The organism is Tepidimonas taiwanensis (genome assembly GCF_020162115.1).
In the GTDB taxonomy this organism is placed as follows: domain Bacteria; phylum Pseudomonadota; class Gammaproteobacteria; order Burkholderiales; family Burkholderiaceae_C; genus Tepidimonas; species Tepidimonas taiwanensis.
The window spans coordinates 268,939-285,517 of record NZ_CP083911.1; the positions used below are offsets into that span (position 1 = coordinate 268,939).

At 71.0% G+C, this 16,579-nt stretch carries 11 protein-coding genes and 1 tRNA gene; 4 read left to right on the top strand and 8 right to left on the bottom strand.

Annotation, left to right across the window (positions count from 1 at the left end; genetic code table 11):
- Nucleotides 1-526 precede the first annotated feature (526 nt).
- From LCC91_RS01270 to LCC91_RS01280, 3 genes are all read right to left on the bottom strand, one after another.
- Nucleotides 527-1,969, bottom strand: a complete 1,443-nt coding sequence (locus tag LCC91_RS01270; RefSeq protein ID WP_043702760.1) for an ATP-binding protein — start codon at nucleotides 1,967-1,969, stop codon at nucleotides 527-529.
- 572 nt (nucleotides 1,970-2,541) lie between these two features.
- A tRNA-Met gene (locus tag LCC91_RS01275) sits at nucleotides 2,542-2,618 on the bottom strand.
- Between the two features lie 266 nt (nucleotides 2,619-2,884).
- Nucleotides 2,885-3,676, bottom strand: coding sequence for an enoyl-CoA hydratase (locus LCC91_RS01280; protein ID WP_043702763.1), 792 nt, complete (start codon nucleotides 3,674-3,676; stop codon nucleotides 2,885-2,887).
- Nucleotides 3,677-4,070: 394 nt separating this feature from the next.
- On the opposite strand from LCC91_RS01280, the gene LCC91_RS01285 reads away from it, so the two are divergent.
- Nucleotides 4,071-4,889, top strand: coding sequence for an enoyl-CoA hydratase-related protein (locus LCC91_RS01285; protein WP_043702766.1), 819 nt, complete (start codon nucleotides 4,071-4,073; stop codon nucleotides 4,887-4,889).
- On the opposite strand, the gene LCC91_RS01290 is transcribed toward LCC91_RS01285, so the two are convergent.
- The 3 genes from LCC91_RS01290 to LCC91_RS01300 form a co-directional block, all read right to left on the bottom strand.
- The gene (locus LCC91_RS01290; protein WP_082007671.1) at nucleotides 4,843-6,774 is read right to left on the bottom strand and encodes a M61 family metallopeptidase; all 1,932 of its coding nucleotides are present in this window, start codon (nucleotides 6,772-6,774) and stop codon (nucleotides 4,843-4,845) included. The genes LCC91_RS01285 and LCC91_RS01290 overlap by 47 nt on opposite strands.
- Complete coding sequence (locus tag LCC91_RS01295) at nucleotides 6,771-7,529, bottom strand: DsbC family protein (RefSeq protein ID WP_043702769.1); 759 nt, start codon at nucleotides 7,527-7,529, stop codon at nucleotides 6,771-6,773. The genes LCC91_RS01290 and LCC91_RS01295 overlap by 4 nt, the downstream gene beginning before the upstream one ends.
- 134 nt (nucleotides 7,530-7,663) lie before the next feature.
- Nucleotides 7,664-8,827: an FAD-dependent monooxygenase gene (locus LCC91_RS01300; RefSeq protein ID WP_043702772.1), complete on the bottom strand. Its 1,164-nt coding sequence runs from the start codon at nucleotides 8,825-8,827 to the stop codon at nucleotides 7,664-7,666.
- Nucleotides 8,828-9,207: 380 nt separating this feature from the next.
- Between LCC91_RS01300 and LCC91_RS01305 the strand changes: the two genes are divergently transcribed.
- Both LCC91_RS01305 and ychF read left to right on the top strand, forming a co-directional pair.
- Nucleotides 9,208-10,110: an MOSC domain-containing protein gene (locus tag LCC91_RS01305; RefSeq protein WP_043702775.1), complete on the top strand. Its 903-nt coding sequence runs from the start codon at nucleotides 9,208-9,210 to the stop codon at nucleotides 10,108-10,110.
- A 134-nt stretch (nucleotides 10,111-10,244) separates the two neighbouring features.
- Nucleotides 10,245-11,339 (top strand): redox-regulated ATPase YchF, encoded by a 1,095-nt coding sequence (gene ychF, locus LCC91_RS01310; protein WP_043702905.1) that lies wholly within the window; start codon nucleotides 10,245-10,247, stop codon nucleotides 11,337-11,339.
- Here ychF and LCC91_RS01315 read toward each other — a convergent pair.
- Together LCC91_RS01315 and LCC91_RS01320 are read right to left on the bottom strand one after the other, a co-directional pair.
- Complete coding sequence (locus LCC91_RS01315; protein ID WP_052231700.1) at nucleotides 11,329-13,818, bottom strand: YbcC family protein; 2,490 nt, start codon at nucleotides 13,816-13,818, stop codon at nucleotides 11,329-11,331. The two genes, ychF and LCC91_RS01315, sit on opposite strands and share 11 nt — an antisense overlap.
- Before the next feature lie 51 nt (nucleotides 13,819-13,869).
- Nucleotides 13,870-15,408, bottom strand: coding sequence for an NADH-quinone oxidoreductase subunit L (locus LCC91_RS01320; protein WP_043702777.1), 1,539 nt, complete (start codon nucleotides 15,406-15,408; stop codon nucleotides 13,870-13,872).
- A 105-nt stretch (nucleotides 15,409-15,513) separates the two neighbouring features.
- Between LCC91_RS01320 and LCC91_RS01325 the strand changes: the two genes are divergently transcribed.
- Nucleotides 15,514-16,416 (top strand): LysR family transcriptional regulator, encoded by a 903-nt coding sequence (locus LCC91_RS01325; protein WP_043702780.1) that lies wholly within the window; start codon nucleotides 15,514-15,516, stop codon nucleotides 16,414-16,416.
- Nucleotides 16,417-16,579 lie beyond the last annotated feature (163 nt).

A 16,579-nucleotide genomic window follows, 5' to 3' on the forward strand; every position in this document is an offset into this window, starting at 1 on the left:
GCGGGGTGTCAGGTGTTAGCACTCACCGCCGACGAGTGCTAATGATAAGGGCTTCGGCGGGCCGTTTCAAGGGGTGGGGGCACGAGGGGCCGCGAGGGAGGGTTGGGTGGCGGTTGGCGGGCCTGGCTCGCGGGGAAGCGCAAGCGCCTTGCAGAACATCTCCTTCAGCGCGCTCAGTTTTTCGGCTCTATGCCGTTCGCAGTGGAAGCGGATCTGACAAGCGGTGAGGGCTAGGCTCGAGAGGCAGCGGCGCGGCCTGGCTTTGAGCAGAGACAACAGTTCAGACAGGTGGTCCCCGAACACCAGGCCGAACTTCTTCTCTTTTGAGGCGCAGGCCCATTCAGTGACCGTCCGCTCACGCAGACGTGGGTTGGTGACTTGCGTAGCCAGATCGTGGATGGCTGACAAGTGATCCTACTTGCGGCTTGCGACGTGTCGTCGGTCACGCGCATCATGGCATGGAATTTATGGTGCTTTTGCAGCGAGCCGCTCGGACGCTGGCGTTCGCAGGCCCAGAGCTTTGGCATCATGGGTCCTCCGGACGTTCGGTTGCGCCCATCCAGTAGCACAGCAGCGGTGCCGGGATGCGCATGATCTGCGCCTCGATCCCGTTACCCGGCAAGCCTTGTAAGGGGCCGAAGTCGTCCAGCGACTTCGTGACCACGTAGCCGCGCGCGATGCGCTTGCCTTGGCACAGCTCGATCAGACCTTTCAGCTCGCGCGCACCGGTGTGCTGGGCGCGGTACTTCACTTCGAATGGAATCAGCTCGCCGCCCACTTCGGCGACGAGATCGACTTCGTGGTCGCGCTTGCCGCGCCAGTAAGAGAAACGCACGTTCTGCGCGTAGTAGCGGGCGAACAGGTGCTTGAACACGGCCGTCTCGGTGGCCACGCCCAGCGCCGCGGCGTCTTCCAGGATGGCCTTGCCCTTGAGCATCACGGCTGGCGCGATGGCGGCATCGGCCAGGTAGATCTTGAAGCGCGCGCGCAGCACGTCTTTGCCGTATCCGTAGGGTGCCAGGCGGTAGATCAGGTGCGTGGCCTCCAGCAGCTCGATGAAGTGCTGCGCCGTCGGGCGCTTGACTTCCAGGTTGCTGCACAGGTCCACCATGTCCAGCAGGCCGCCATCGTGCAAGCACAGGTAGAGGAAGGTGTGCTCCAGGTCCAGCACGCGGCGCACGCCGAAGAGGGCCGTCATGTCGCGCTTGAGCACTTTGTCGATGATGTCCTCGCGCAGCAGGCGCTGCGCCTGGGTGACGCTGTCCACCTGCGCGGTCTGCGGAAAGCCGCCGCGAAGCAGGTACTCGTGGAAGTGGCCGACGTAGTCTCGACCCAGGTCGGTAGCGCGGTAGAAGTCCGCCGGTGTCCAGTCGAACAGGTCGCGCAGGCTGCGCAGCCGGGGCAGCTTGGGCAGTTGCAGGCGCTTGATCTGCAGGTACTCGTAGAACGACAGCGTGGTCAGCCGGATCGTTTGCCAGCGGCCGACGCCGGATTCTTGGTCGGCTTCCACCAGCGGCATGGCCGATCCGGTGAAGGCGATGCGCCGGTCCTTGCGGAAGTCGACTTGGTGCTTGACCCAAGTGCCCCAGTCACGGATGAATTGGGCCTCGTCGAGCAGCAGGTACTCCGGTCCCTCGGCGCGCGGCTCGCGCTCGCGCCAGGCATCGATGACGGCATCGATGCCGGCCAGCTTCAGGATCGGGTGGTCGAAGGTGGCGTAGAGGATGTTGGCGGCGGGCACACCGGCGCGCAGCAGCGCATCCGCGGCCTGCAGCATCAGGGTGGTTTTGCCGATCTGCCGCGCGCCGGAGAGCATCACGGCCCGGGGCGCGGGCGGGGCGGTGAGCCAGGTGTGGAGTTCGCAGAAGGCCGCGCGCCGGAACGCAGGCAAGTCCGCAATGGCCTCGCCCCGCCACCAGGGGTTAAACTGGGCGAGGACGGCGACGAGCTCTTCTTTTGAGACTCTCATCGAGCGGATTCTACCTGTTTCTCCATCTTAGTTAAAGTGTAGTTTGCTTGTTTTCGTCTTATAAGGTGGATTTGATTGTCAACGAGGTACCTTGCTTCCGGCCCCGACAGCGCTTGAATCATTGCATCGCGATCAACCCGGAGACCCCGATGCGCCACACCGATCCCCGCGCGGCCTACGTGTCACCACCACGTGCCCAAGCGCGCGCAGGCCTTCGGCGCATCTCATCCGATCGGGCAGCTGCCGGCCGAGGCGGCCGAAGCGATGATTCGCTCAATGAGATTCACGCGCAGCAGCCCTTGTTCGACGCGCTCGATGCGTAAGGCGTGCGCGATTCGCTTTCACGTGACACGGTTTTCAGCGAACCGCGACGCGCAAACCCGCATCGCCCCAAGGGGGCGAGCAAAGTCCAGCCACAGGTCGGATGGAGAAAAGGGGGAATCTACGCCGGTCTAAGGCCGCAGAACACACCGGTCGCCGCCGACCGGAACACGGCATGCACCGGCAACCCGCGCCAGGACTGATCATTGGCGGGCCGACGAAAAAGCCAGCGCGAGGCTGGCTTGGATGTTTGGTGGCGCTTCAGGGATTCGAACCCCGGACCTGCGGATTATGATTCCGTCGCTCTAACCGGCTGAGCTAAAGCGCCAGCGAAGCCTGCATTATAGCGGCAATTCGAAGCATCCCTTCCGCCGGCACCCGGTGCGGCGAACGGCGGGAGGGATGCAGGCCCGAAGAATGCATCCCAGCGAGACATCCCAGCGCCAGGAGCGGCTCAGAGAGCGCGCGGCGCACGGCGAGCTCAGCCTTGCGCCACGCGCCTTGGGCACTGTCCGAATTTTTGTGTTCAAGGCTGGCGTGAGCCCGCTGCGTGCAACAAGACTCAGTCCGCATATGACGCGCTCGCTTCGGGGATCAGCGATGTTGGAAATGGGGCGTGCGCTTTTCCAGAAACGCGGCCATGCCTTCCTTCTGGTCGGCGGTGGCGAACATCGCGTGAAACAGCCGCCGCTCGTACATCAGCCCGTCCGACAGCGGTCCCTCGAAGGCGCGGTTGACCGCCTCCTTGGCGGCCAGCACCGCCAGGCGCGGCAGCGACGCGATGGACAGCGCCACCGCCAGCGCCTCATCCATCAGCTTGTCCAGCGGCACGACGCGGCTGACCAGGCCGGCGCGCTCGGCTTCGGCGGCGTCCATCATGCGGCCGGTGAGGACCATGTCCATCGCCTTGGCCTTACCAATGGCGCGCGGCAGCCGCTGCGTGCCCCCCGCGCCCGGCACGACACCGATCTTGACCTCGGGTTGCCCGAACTTGGCGTTGTCCGCGGCGATGATGAGGTCGCACATCATCGCCACCTCGCAGCCACCGCCGAGGGCAAAGCCCGCCACGGCCGCGATGACCGGCTTGCGCACGTGGCGCAGCGCCTCCCAGTTGCGGGTGATGTATTCGGTGCGGTAGACGTCCGAAAACGTGTACTGCGCCATCGCGGCGATGTCGGCACCAGCGGCGAAGGCTTTCTCGCTGCCGGTGAGGATGATGCAGCCGATCGCGTCGTCCGCGTCGAAGGCGCGCAGCGCCGCGCCCAGCTCGTCCATCAGCCGGTCGTTGAGGGCGTTGAGCTGCTTGGGGCGGTTGAGGGTGATGATGCCGACCGGCCCCTCGGTGCGGGTCAGCAGGGTTTCGTAAGTGGGAGGTGTTTCGCTCATGGAGGATCCTGGAACGAAGGTCGGTGGGTATCGGTCGACGGCGACGGGGGTTACGTATGGGTGTGCTTCGCCAACTATAGCGCTTTGGCGCTTTGGCGTGCCCTTCCCGTTAGCCCCTGTGGGGTGTTGCGTGGCCCATGTGGGGCATTGCGTGTCTGCCCGGGAGGGTGTGGCCGCCAGCCGGCACCCGTTTACGCCGAGCCGACGGCGGTAGCGCGTGCGCAACGCGCTCACTCCTGTCCTGGGCGCTGCGCGCGCCCGCGGGGCCTGCGGGTGGATGGGAGGTGTCGATCCACGGCAGCCGCCGTCACGCGCGCGGTACGATGGCGGCGGGCGCGCCCGACCGTGCGACGACTGATGGGTGCGCATCCCCCATGAAGGAAGGAGCGAGACGATGACCGATACCCCAGCCGCCGCGCCCGCGGCAGACGAGATCGTGTTCGAGCGCCGCGGCGCCGTGGCGGTGCTGACGCTGAACCGCCCGCAGGCGCTCAACAGCTTCACGCGCACGATGCACCGCGCGTTTCAGCAGGCGCTCGCCGCCGTCGAGGCGGACGACGGTATCCGCGCCCTGGTGCTGACCGGTGCGGGGCGGGGCTTTTGCGCCGGGTTGGACCTGTCGGAGCTGGACTTCAGCCCCGGGCCGGACATGCTGGAGCGCGCCAACCCGGGGCCGGTGATCGAGGAATGCTTCAACCCCAGCGCGCGGGCGCTGATGCAACTGCGCGTGCCGACGGTGGCGGCGGTCAACGGCGTCGCGGCGGGCGCGGGGGTGTCGCTGGCGCTGACCTGCGACATCGCGATCGCCGCGCCGCAGGCGAGTTTCGTGCAGGCGTTCAGCAAGATCGGGCTGATCCCAGACGCCGGGGGGAGTTGGCTGTCGGTCGAGCGCCTGGGTTTGGCAAGGGCGCTGGCGTGGGCGATGCTGGGCGACAAGCTGCCGGCCGAGCAGGCCAAGGCGTGGGGCCTGATCTGGGACGTGGCCGACGACCCGCTGGCGGCGGCGCTGGCGCTGGCCGAGCGGCTGGCGGCGATGCCGACGAAGGCGCTGGTGGCCACGCGCCACCTGCTGCGCGCGGCGGGGCAGCGCTCGTTCGAGCAGCAGCTCGACGCCGAGCGCGACCTGCAAGCGGCGCTGGGCCGCACGCACGACTACGTCGAGGGGGTCACCGCGTTTCTGCAGAAGCGCGCGCCGCAGTTCCGGGGGCAGTAGGGTCGGCGGTATCCGTCGCGGCGGCGGGGAGCAGTTGCACCGTGACCGCCGGGGCGGGCCAGCGCAGCGGGCAGCGCAGCACGCGGCCGTCGCGCGCCAGCCAGCACACGAGCGGCTCGTCCGCGCCCAGCCCGCGCGCGTGCAACGCCACGTCGTCGAGGCGGCGCACGCGCCACGTCTCGCCCGCGCGCTCGACGGCCAGCCACTCGTCCCCGGCGGCCATGCCGGCGGCTTCCGCCGCTCCGCCGCGCAGCACGTTGCGCAGCCGCAGCGCGCCGTTGCTTTCGTCGACGCGCAGCCCCAGCCGCTGCGCCAGCGGCGCGGGCTCCTCGACCCAGCGCACGCCGTGGCGCTCCAGCAGCGTGCGCAGCGGCAACTCGTCGGTGCCGTGCACCCAGGCGTCCAGCTCGGCGTCGAAGGAGCGGCGGCCGAGCCGGCGCAGCACGGCGCGCAAGTCGGCTTCGCGCATCGGGCCGCCGGCGCAGCGTTGCCACAGCGCGCGCATCACGTCGTCCAGCGTGGCGTGGCCCTCCGCGCGCAGCGTCAGGTCCAGGCACAGCGCCACCAGCGCCCCCTTGGTGTAGTAGCTGACGGTGGCGTTGGGGGTGTTTTCCTGCACGCGGTAGTACTTGATCCACGCGTCCCAGCTCGCCTGGGCGACGCTGTGCACGTGCCGCCCCGGGGTTTGCAGCACCTGGTTGATGGTCTTGGCCAGCAGTTGCAGGTGGGTGGCCTGGTCGATGAGGCCCGCGCGCAGCACCAGCAGGTCGTCGTAGTAGCTGGTAAAGCCCTCGAAGAACCACAGCAGTTCGGTGTGGTTTTCGCGGTCGTAGTCGTAGCGGGTGAATTCGCGCGGGCGCAGCCGCTTGACGTTCCAGGTGTGGAAATACTCGTGGCTGATCAGGCCCAGCAACGTCGTGTAGCCGTCGCTGGCTTTCAGTGGCGGGGGTGTTTCGTCCGGCGCGTGCAGGCCCGGCAGCGGGGCCAGCGGCAGGTCGGCGCGCGCACACACCAAGGCCGTCGAGTGCCGGTGTTCCAGCCCGCCGTAGCCGTCCTGCGTGGCGTGCAGCAGAAACACATAGCGGTCGATGGGCGGCGCACCGTCCGGCCCGTGCCACAGGGCCATGGCCGCTTCGCACACGCGGGCGGTATCGGCCAGCAGGCGCTTTCCGTCGAACCCGGCGGGTGCGCCGCTGACGACGAAGCGGTGGGGCACGCCCCGCACGGTGAAGTCCTCGCACCAGAAGGCGCCCATTTCCACCGGGCTGTCGGCCAGCTCGTCGTAGTCGGCAGCCAGGTAGGTACCAAAGCCGTCGCCGTCGGCCCAGCGCCAGGCGGCGGCCGTGCGGCGGCGCGCCCCGGGGGCGGGTGAGAGCGGGCGCAGTGCGGTGGCCACGCGCCAGCCGTGCGTGGCGTCGCTGGGTTGCAGCGTCAGCGCGTGCGGTTCATCCTCGCGCCCAACGATGCGCAGGCACAGGCTGGTGGGGTTGAAAAAGCCCCGGCGCGTGTCCAGGTACGCCGCCCGCACCGATGGGTCGAAGGCGTAGACCTCGTAGGTCAGCGTCAGCGTGGCGGCGTCACCCGCGTCGATCTGCCAGGTGTTTTTGTCGAGCGCGCGCACCGGCACCGTGTGCCCACCGGCTGACGCCTGCAGCCGTTGCAGGTGCTGCGCAAACTCGCGCACCAGATAGCTGCCGGGGATCCACACCGGCAGGCTGACGCGCTGCCGTGGCGCGGGACGGTCGATGTCGAGCGTGACGCGCCACAGGTGCGCGTGCGCGTCGACCACCTCGACCGTGTAGCGGATGGCGGCGGGTGGTGTGCCGCCCCGCGTTGCGCCGGGCACGCGACGCGCAGCCCCCCGCTGCTGCCGTGGTGTGCTCATTTGCCAGCGCCGGCCTGCGCCAGCAGCGGCTCGAGCCGGTCCAGTCCGACCGCACCGGGCAGCCGCGTGCCGTTGGCCAGGATCGTCGTCGGCGTGCCGGTGATGCGGTACTTCTGCCCGAAGGCGATGTTGCGCTCCAGCGCCGCGGTGTCACACTTGGCGTCGGCCGGTGGCTCGGGCGGCGTGACGCCGCGCTGCATCCAGTCGTTCCACGCCTTGGCGCGGTCGCGCGCGCACCAGATGGCGCGCGATTTGGCTTCCGAATCCTTGCCCAGCACCGGGTAGAGGAAGGTGTGGATGGTGACGTTGTCGAGCTTGGCCAAGTCGCGCTCGAAGCGCTTGCAAAAGCCGCAGTTGGGGTCGGCGAACACCGCCAGCTTGCGCTGCCCGTTGCCGCGCACGACGGTAAAGGCGTCCTTGAGTGGCAGGCTCTCGAAGGCGATCGCGGTGAGCTTGTCCAGCCGCTCCTCGGTCAGGTTGGTGCGCGCCTTGGTGTCGATCAGCACGCCCTGGATCAGGTAGTTGCCCTCGGCGTCGGTATAGAGGATGTCGGTGCCGTTGAGGCGGATCTCGAAGAGGCCGCGCATCGGGGTCGGGCGCACTTCCTCGATGCGGGGCAGGTTGGGCAGTCGTTCGCTGAGGTTTTTGCGGATGAGCGCTTCGTTGGCGTGGGCGGCGGTGCCCGCCACGGCCAGCAGGGCGGCGGAGGCCGCCAGCGCGGCGCGGCGGGGCAGGGCAGAGATGGCGCGGGGCATGTCAGTGTTCACGGTATGTCGAAAGAAAGGGGCACAACGGAGCGCGATGTGATGCGGGGAGGTGCCTTGGCGGTGGGATGCCGGTCATCGCCCATCCCGGTTCGGGTGGACGCGCCAGCGTGTTTCCGGGCGCCTCATGCCGCGGGAGTCAGCGGTTGGCCCGCCGCCTGTTGGATGAGCCAGTGCTTGATCGGTTCCAGCCGGTCGGCCGCGCGCAGGCCCCAGCGGCGCAGCAGCGCCAGCCGGGGGTCGGGGCTGCCGAACAGCGCGTGCAGCGCATCGGTGGTGGCCTGCATCGCCGCCACCGGCGCGGCGCGCGCGCGCTCGTAACGCCGCAGCAGCCGCAGGTCGCCCAGCGGTCGCCAGTATTCGCGCTCGCGCAACACCCGGGCGAGCTCGGCGACGTCCCCGAGCCCGACGTTGAGGCCCTGGCCGGCGAGCGGGTGCATCGCGTGCGCGGCGTCGCCCGCCAGTGCCACACCCGGCCGCACCCACGGGCGCGCGATCGAGAGCTCCAGCGGCCAGCCGGCCGGCCGGCCCTCGGTGTGCATCGCGCCCAGCGCCGCGCCGCAGGCGGTCTGCACCGCGGCCGCAAATGCGTCGGGCGGTAACGCCAGCAGCTCCGCCGCGCGCGCGTGCGGCACCGACCACACCAGCGCGACCGTGTGGCCGTGTTCGCCCCCCATCGGCAGCAGGGCGAGAATGCTGTCGCCACAGAACCACTGCCGCGCCACGGCGCCGTGCGGCCGCTCGCAGCGCAGCCGCGCCGCCACGGCGGTGTGGGGGTAGGGGTGGCGTTCGTATGCGAATCCCTCGGCGAGGCGGGTGGCGCTGCGCCGCCCCTCGCAGATGACGGTCAGCGCCGCGCGCGGCCGCGGGGTCTGGTCGGCGTCGAGCCGCTCGATCCCCGGCTGAAAGGCCACCGCCTGCGCGAGCGTCGCCTCCAGCGCCGGCACATCGACGATCCACGCGAGCGGCGCCGAGGGGGCGGCCGCCGCGTCGAAACGGATCGCCGCGGCGGCGTCGACCGCCGCGCTGTCTGGCGCGGTGTCAGCGTCGGCGACCCACATGTGGCGCACGGGCGTGACCGCGTCGGGCTCGGTCGGCCAGCCGCGCACCGCGGTGAGCAGCGCCCGGGAGGCGGCGTTGAGCGCATAGGCCCGGATGTCGGGGGCGTCGCCGGCGGCGGGCGTGCGTTCGACCAGCGCGACGCGCAGCCGCTCGCGCGCCAGCAGCAGCGCCAACGTGCGGCCGACGATGCCGCCGCCCAGAATCGCGACGTCGTAGAGCTTGCTCATGCGGCCATTGTAGGACCGGGGCCGTGACCACGTCGTGGACCCGTGCGATGCATCCTTGCGATCGCGAGTCGTGATACTGCCGTGCGATATGGCTCCGGATACGGCTCCGTCACGGTTTTGTCTTGAGTCCCCAGCTGTCCTCACAAGCACAGGACGCTGCGGAGGAGGTGAAAAAGTTCTTTGTGCCGGATCAATAGGCCAGATAAAGGGGGGCTGTGCGATGGGGCGCCGCGGTGGCCGGCCCGCGGGGTGGCGCTGGAGGCACAATGTGCGCCATCGGCCCCGTTCTGTCGGGTTGTCGATCCCTTTTCATCGGGTATGCCCGTGTGTTGCCCTGGCATCGGGCACGCCACCCTCACCGTCTGCGGAGTTGGCTCACCATGAACGACACCGACGCCACGCTGGACCTCACGCTGGAGCAGTTGTGGATTTACCCGGTCAAGTCTTGTGCCGGCATTCGCCTGCGCGCGGTGGAGCTGCTGGAGACGGGCCTGGAGTGGGACCGCACCTGGATGGTCGTGGACGCGGACGGGGAGTTCGTCTCGCAGCGGGAGCTGCCGCGCATGGCGTTGATCCAGCCGCGCTTTCGCATGGGGCAGCTGGAGCTGCGAGCGCCGGGGATGCTGTCGCTGCACCTGGCGCTGGACGCGGCCGAGCGGCCGTGCCGGGTGCGCGTCTGGGACGACACGGTGGACGCCTACGACATGGGGGACATTGCGGCGCAGTGGTTCACGGATTTCCTGGGGCCGGATCTGCCGCCCGGGATGGGGCCGCTGCGGCTCGTGCGCTTCGACCCGGACGAGCGGCGGCTGTCGCCAGCACGCTGGACCGGTGGGGTCGAGGCACCCAACACGTTCAGTGACGGTTTCCCGGTGCTGGTGCTGTCGGCCGCGTCGCTCGCGGACGTCAACGAGCGGCTGGCGCTGCAGGGCCTGCCGCCCGTGGGGGTGGAGCGCTTTCGGCCCAACGTGGTGATCGGCGGTGTCGGCCCCTACGACGAAGACCGGCTCGACCGTATCGCTTGGCACGCGGATGCGGCACCGGACGACGCACCGGCGGTCGAGCTGCGGCTCGTCAAGCCGTGCGCGCGCTGCAGCATCCCCGACGTGGACCCGACGACCGGTGCGCCGGACGGGCGCGTGAGCCCGTTGCTGCGCACCTATCGCCAGGACCGGCGGCTGATGGGCGCGGTGACGCTCGGGATGAACGCGATCGTGCGGCGCGGCGATGGCCAGATGCTGCACGAGGGGATGCGCGGCGTGGGGCACTGGGGCGCGTGGTGAGGCGGCGGGCCGTGGCGGCCGGCGGGTAGCGTTGTTCGCGGTGCCCGGCCGGTAGAATCGGGCGCTCGACCGGTCGCCGGGCGGCGCATGGGCGCGGCCCGGTGGCGTTTTCTTTTTTGGACGACCTCCCCGCCATGAGCCTGAAATGCGGCATCGTGGGCCTGCCCAACGTCGGCAAGTCCACCCTCTTCAACGCGCTGACCAAGGCCGGCATCGCCGCCGAAAATTACCCGTTTTGCACCATCGAGCCCAACGTTGGCGTGGTCGAGGTGCCGGACCCGCGCCTGCAGCAGCTCGCCGCGATCGTCAAGCCGCAGCGCGTGGTGCCGGCGATCGTCGAGTTCGTCGACATCGCGGGGCTCGTGGCCGGGGCGAGCCAGGGGGAGGGCTTGGGCAACCAGTTCCTCGCGCACATCCGCGAGACGGACGCGATCATCAACGTCGTGCGCTGCTTCGACGATCCCAACATCGTGCACGTGGCGGGCCGGGTCGACCCGGTGGCGGACATCGAGGTGATCCAGACCGAGCTGTGCCTGGCCGACCTGGGCACGGTGGACAAGGCGCTGCAGCGCTATCAGAAGGCGGCCAAGAGCGGCAACGACAAGGAAGCCGCGAAGATGGTCGCGCTGCTGGGGCGGGTGCGCGCGGTGCTCGACGAGGGGCGCCCGGTGCGGGTGCTGGCGCTCACCGACGAGGAGCGCGCGCTGCTCAAGCCGCTGTGCCTGATCACGGCCAAACCGGCGATGTTCGTCGGCAACGTGGCGGAAGACGGTTTCCACGACAACCCGCTGCTGGCGCAGCTGCAGGCGTACGCCGAGCGGCAGGGCGCGCCGGTCGTGGCCATTTGCGCGAAGATCGAGGCCGAACTCGCCGACATGGACGACGCCGACAAGGCCGAATTTCTGCGCGAGCTGGGGCTAGAGGAGCCGGGCCTCAACCGCCTGATCCGCGCCGCCTACCAGCTGCTGGGGCTGCAGACCTACTTCACCGCCGGCGAAAAGGAAGTGCGCGCCTGGACCATCCCGATCGGTGCCACCGCGCCGCAGGCAGCGGGCGTGATCCACAGCGATTTCGAGCGCGGCTTCATCCGCGCGCAGACGATCGCCTTCGACGACTTCATCCGCTACGGCGGGGAGCAGGGGGCCAAGGAGGCGGGGCGCATGCGCGCCGAAGGCAAGGACTACGTCGTGCAGGACGGCGACGTGATCCACTTCCTCTTCAACGTCTGACGTCCGGCAGCGCCTGCCACTGGCCCGCGACGTAGCGGTAGACGGTGTCGGCGTCGAGCCGCCACAGGTGCAGCCAGCCGTGTTCGACGAGGTGGCGCACGGTGGTGTGGCGTTCGATGACCGCCTCGATGCGCGCGGCCGGCGCGGCGATGACGACCGTCAGCCGCAGGGGCTCGTGCATCCAGCGCTGCCCGTCGTGCAGCGACTGGCGCGCGAGCCCGATGCGCAGGTCGCCGCCATTGCCCTCGAAGACGCCGAGCACGCCGCCGACCACGTTGTGCAACACCTTGTTGCCGCTGCCGTACAGCCGCGGCTCGCACTGGGACGCGTGGTACTGCCAGTTGATCCAGTGCGTCACCAGCATCGGCGCGGTCATCAGCAGCTCCAGCAGGCTGCCGTCCGTGTCCTGCGCGGCGTCGTAGTCGTGCAGGAACACCCGCCCGTCCAGCGACTGCCCGCGTGTGAGGGACCGCGGCGCGATGAGGAACGCGGCGTTGCCGGCCAGCCCCCATTCCGGGCGCGTTTGTGCGCCATCACTGGCGCGCCGGCGCAGCCACCGCGCCAGTGACGGCCCGTTCGTGGCGGCAGGCAGGTCGAGTGTCGGCGCGCGCTCCCGGCGGACCGCTTCGGCCGCGCGCACGAACGCGGCCTGCAGCGCCTCCAGCGCGCGCTGGCTGGGCGCGGGCAGCAGGTCCGTGTCGAACCACTCGACCTCGTCGGTGGTGGTGTTGTGCAGCGCCGCGACGAAGACCGTCGTGGCGGGGACGGTGATCCCGTGCGCAGACAGGCCCGCGCGGACCGCCGGGTCGTTGAGCAACTGCGCCAGCACGCGCGCGTTGACCTCGCCGGTCTGGCCGCCGCAGGCACCGCAGTCCAGCGCGGCCACGTGGGGGTTGTTGGCGCTCTGGCTGCCGTGGCCGACCAGCGCGACCAACGGGGCGAGCCCCGCGTGCAGCCCCATCGCGCGCAGCACGCGCGCGGCCAGCGCAATTCGCTCTTCCAGCGGGATGCCGCCGAGCGCCGGACGGCACACCGGCCGCAGGCGCGCGGGCAACCCTTCGGCATCGTCGTTGGGGCGCGGGGACGCCGGGGGGCGCAGCCAGCGCAGCAGCGCGCCGCCGTAGAGCCAACCGGCCGCCTCGACGAAGGGGAACGCCGCCAGCGGCCAGTGCGCGCCGGCGCCGCGCTGGTCCGCGCGCGCCAGGGCCCGCTGCCGCAACGCGGCCACGTCTGCGGGCTGGACGTCCGCGGGCGGGTCTACCGTCCCGGTGGCCCCGGCCGGGGCGTCCGTGACCTCCAGTGCAGGGGCCAACAGCCCCGGCAGTTGCGGGCGGCACGCCGGCGTGCCGATCGGGGTGTAGGCGATCGGCAACCCGAAAAAGCCGGCAAACCCCAGCGTCTGCACGTGCGGGGTGGTCGCCTCCAGCGCCCGGCGCAGCCGCTCGCTGCGCACGTCGATGCAAAACACCACTTGGGCTTCTGGGGGTTGCGGCGTGGTGGACGCCCCGGCGTGGCGCAGCGTGTGCAGCAGGGTGCGCTGGTAGTCGATGTCGAGGGCGGTCTGCCAGATCTCATCGACGCGCAGCGCGGCGTCGGCCGCGGCGAGGTGCGCGTCGACCTGCGACCACGCCGCGTGCAGGCCCGCGAAAGCCGCCTGCGCATGCCGCGCGGCGTCGCCTTCCAGCAGGATCGCGCCCCAGGCCAGCCGCAGCGCCAGCAGCTCGCGCAGGTGTGGATCGCGCCCACCGGCGAGCCGCGCCTGCCAGTCCAGGTAGGCGCAGTACGACGCCCAGCCGTTGACGGTGAGCAGCAGCGCCTCCAGGTAGTCCGCCCACCGCGCCGGGGGCAGCCCCAGCTTGCCGAGCACCCAGCGTTCCGCCTCGGCCGGGGTCGGGGGCAGGTGGGCGAGCGACGCCCCCAGCCGCGGCAGGCCCATCAGCGTCCCGATGCCGTGATCGTGCAGCAGGGTCTCGCGCCAGAAGGCGTACAGACCGCCGTCGCGGCGCGGCTGCCAGTCGGCCTGGTGGCGGTCGAAGTAGGCCGCGCAGGTCTGGCTGATCTGGTGCGTGACCGCGTCGCGCCACGGCAGCCGGTGGTGCCGGTTCGGCTCGGCGTCCAGCAGGTCGATCAGCAGCGGCAGGCGCGGCAGCGACGGCTCCGCCGCCAGGGCCGCCACGCATGCGTCGGCGTCCAACCCCGCGGCGGGCGGGGGCTGCAGGCGCTCGATCGCCTCCTCCAGATCCGCCCGCGTGACGCGGCCGCTGGCCCAGGCCTCGCGCACCAGCGCGCGCGGCGGCAGCACGCGCACGCCCCCCAGCACCGCCAGCCGGGCGGCGACCGTGCGCAGCGGCTGGCCGATGCGGCCCCAGTGGGGGTTGACCGCGATCGCGCGGTCCAGCGGCCACGCGGGGGCGATGGCCGCACACGCCTGTTCACAGGCGGCCTCGATCTGCAAGGGGAGGGCGTCGGTCGGGTTCATGGGCGCTCCGGTTCAGGGGCAGTGGGTCGGGTGACGGGTCAAGTGATCGCGTCAGGCGGGGTGGTGCAGGCGCGCCGGCCACAAGCGCAGTGCCGCGCGGGTGTAGGCCTCGTCGAGATAGAAGCCGGCGTAGCTGGCGCGCCGCAGCGCCTCCAGCCGCGCGGCCCACGCGGGGTGCTGCAGGGCGGCGGTGACCGCATACAGGCCCGCGAGCGCCCCCAACACCCACGGTCCGGCGCCATCGTGGGGCACGTCCACGGTCCCCAGCGGCAGGGCATGGCCCGCCAGCGCCAGCGCGGTCAGGCTCGCGATCAGCGCAGCCCCGCGCACCGTCCAGGCCGCGTCCACGGTGCCACTCGCGGAGGGCGGCCGCCACAGCAGCGGTGCCCACGCGATGGCGAGCACCCCGCTCCACCACCACGGCCAGCCGTTGCCGGGTGCCACCGATTCGACCCCCGCGACCACAGTACCCACGACCGCCGCCGCGATGGCGGGAGCCGTCCACAGACTCGCGGGGGCCGGCGGGTGCGGGTTGCGCCGGTCGCGCGCGCGGGCCGCGCGTACCGCCTCGCCCGCCGCGAGGAAGGCGTGGGCTTTGTAGATCGAGTGGCCGATCAGGTGCAGCATCGCCATCGTGTACAGCCCCAGGCCGCACTCGAGCAGCATGAACCCCATCTGGGCGAGCGTGGACCACGCGAGCCGCAGCTTGATGCTGACGCGGGTGAGCATCACGAGGCCGGCCAACACCGCGCTGGCGGTGCCGAACACGACGAGCAGCGTGCGTGCCGGCGCGGCGACGTCGAGCAGCGGCGCGAAGCGGATCAGCACGTAGCCCCCCAGGTTGACCACCCCCGCGTGCAGCAGCGCCGAGACGGGGGTGGGGGCCTCCATGACCTGGATCAGCCAGCCGTGCAGCGGCAGCAGGGCGGTGCGCACGATGACCGCGAGCACGAGCAGCACGGCGGCCGCCTGCAGGGCGGGCCCGGCGCCGTGGGTCTGCACGTGCGCCAGCAGCGCCGACAGCGAGCCACTGCCGACCGCCTGCCACGACAGCCACGCGGCACCGAGCAGCAGCGCGTCCGCGAGGCGGTCGGCGAGCCACTTCTTGTGCGCGGCCAGCCGGGCGAACGGCCGCTCCGGGTAGAAACACAGCAGCCGCTGCAACGCGGCGCCGACCAGCACCCACGCGCCGATCAGCACCGCCCAGTGGTCGGCCAGCAGCAGCGCGTGCACCCCTGCCAGGACTGCGGCGAGCGCGGCGGCGTAGCGCGGCTGCCCCGGTTCGCCCGCGAGGTAGCGGGCCGAGAACGCGGCGATCACGCTGCCCAGCCCCTGCACCAGCAGCGCGATCCACGCGGCGCCGAGGTCGGCGCGCAGCCCGGGCACCACGGCCGCGGACGGGCCCGAGCCCAGGCCGTGCAGGACGAGCGAGGCCACGGCGGCGAGTACCGCCAGACCCATCAGCGCGTGTTGCAGCGGCCACAGGCGGCGCGGGTCGCGCACCGCCAGCGCCAGGGGGACGGCCAGCGCCATCACGGCCAGCGGCGCGGTGGCGGCGAGGATCGAGGCAAAGACGAGGGTGGGGCCCATGATCGGTTCACGGCAACGGCGATGGGCGGATCGTGCCGCGGAACCAACGTTCTGTAAAATACAATTGACAGAAATAAATCATCGATAAAACAGAACAATGTCCCCGTGGACCTGCACCAGCTCAATTTCCACCACCTGCACTACTTCTGGTGCGTGGCCAAAACCGGGCATCTCAGCCGGGCCGCGCGCGAGTTGCACGTGTCGCAGTCGGCGCTGTCGGCGCAGATCCGGCAATTGGAGGAGCGCCTCGGTGAACCGCTGTTCGAGCGCGAGGGCCGGCGGCTGCGCCTGACGGACGCGGGGCACCTGGTGCTGGGCTATGCGGATGGCATCTTCGAACTGGGGCGCGAGATGCTGGGCCGGCTCGCCGGGCGGCGCACCGGTGTGACGTGGCTGCGCGTCGGCAGTGTGGCCACGCTGTCGCGCAACTTCCAGGAAAACTGGCTGCGTCCGCTGCTGGCCGACCCGGGGTTGCGCCTGACCCTGGAGTCGGGGCGGCTGGAGGATCTGATCGCGCGGCTGCTGCACCACGAGCTGGACGTGGTGCTCGCCAACGACGCGGTGCCCGCGGACCCCAAGCGCCCCGTCCACTGCCGGCTGCTGGCCAGCCAGCCGATGTCACTGGTCGGCAAGGCCGACGTCTGGCGCGGCCGGACGCTGCGCGTCCCCGACGATCTGCACGGGCAGGCGCTGGCGCTGCCGGGGCCCCGGCACGCGGTGCGCGCACCGTTCGATGCCCTGTGTGCGACCGCGGGCGTCTCACCCCGCATCCGCGCCGAGGTGGACGACATGGCGATGCTGCGCCTCGTCGCCCGTGACAGCGGCTGGCTGGCGCTGTTGCCGGAGGTCGTGGTGCAGGACGAGCTGCGCGCCGGCACGTTGGTCGTCGTGGGGGTGACGAACGCGCTGCATGAGCACTTTTACGCGATCACCGCGTTGCACCGCTACCGCCCGGCGCTGTTGGACGGCCTGGTGGGCGCGCCGCCCCGCGGGGACCGCGCGGGTTAACACCCGGCAGCCGCCCGCGCGGCCTGCAGCCGCGCCGCCAGCGCTGGCAGGTCGGCCACGGCGACGTCCACCGGCACGTCGGGGGTGTGTTTGCCCCGGCCGGGCCCGTGTTCGCCCGGAGCGCGCTGCAGGTGCGCGGGGCCCGGCCTACAATCGCGGGCTT

Bases quoted from the DNA above. Each gene is read 5' to 3' on its own strand.
- LCC91_RS01270 (WP_043702760.1), bottom strand. From the start codon at position 1,969: ATGAGAGTCTCAAAAGAAGAGCTCGTCGCCGTCCTCGCCCAGTTTAAC.
- LCC91_RS01280 (WP_043702763.1), bottom strand. From the start codon at position 3,676: ATGAGCGAAACACCTCCCACTTACGAAACCCTGCTGACCCGCACCGAG.
- LCC91_RS01285 (WP_043702766.1), top strand. From the start codon at position 4,071: ATGACCGATACCCCAGCCGCCGCGCCCGCGGCAGACGAGATCGTGTTC.
- LCC91_RS01290 (WP_082007671.1), bottom strand. From the start codon at position 6,774: ATGAGCACACCACGGCAGCAGCGGGGGGCTGCGCGTCGCGTGCCCGGC.
- LCC91_RS01295 (WP_043702769.1), bottom strand. From the start codon at position 7,529: ATGCCCCGCGCCATCTCTGCCCTGCCCCGCCGCGCCGCGCTGGCGGCC.
- LCC91_RS01300 (WP_043702772.1), bottom strand. From the start codon at position 8,827: ATGAGCAAGCTCTACGACGTCGCGATTCTGGGCGGCGGCATCGTCGGC.
- LCC91_RS01305 (WP_043702775.1), top strand. From the start codon at position 9,208: ATGAACGACACCGACGCCACGCTGGACCTCACGCTGGAGCAGTTGTGG.
- ychF (WP_043702905.1), top strand. From the start codon at position 10,245: ATGAGCCTGAAATGCGGCATCGTGGGCCTGCCCAACGTCGGCAAGTCC.
- LCC91_RS01315 (WP_052231700.1), bottom strand. From the start codon at position 13,818: ATGAACCCGACCGACGCCCTCCCCTTGCAGATCGAGGCCGCCTGTGAA.
- LCC91_RS01320 (WP_043702777.1), bottom strand. From the start codon at position 15,408: ATGGGCCCCACCCTCGTCTTTGCCTCGATCCTCGCCGCCACCGCGCCG.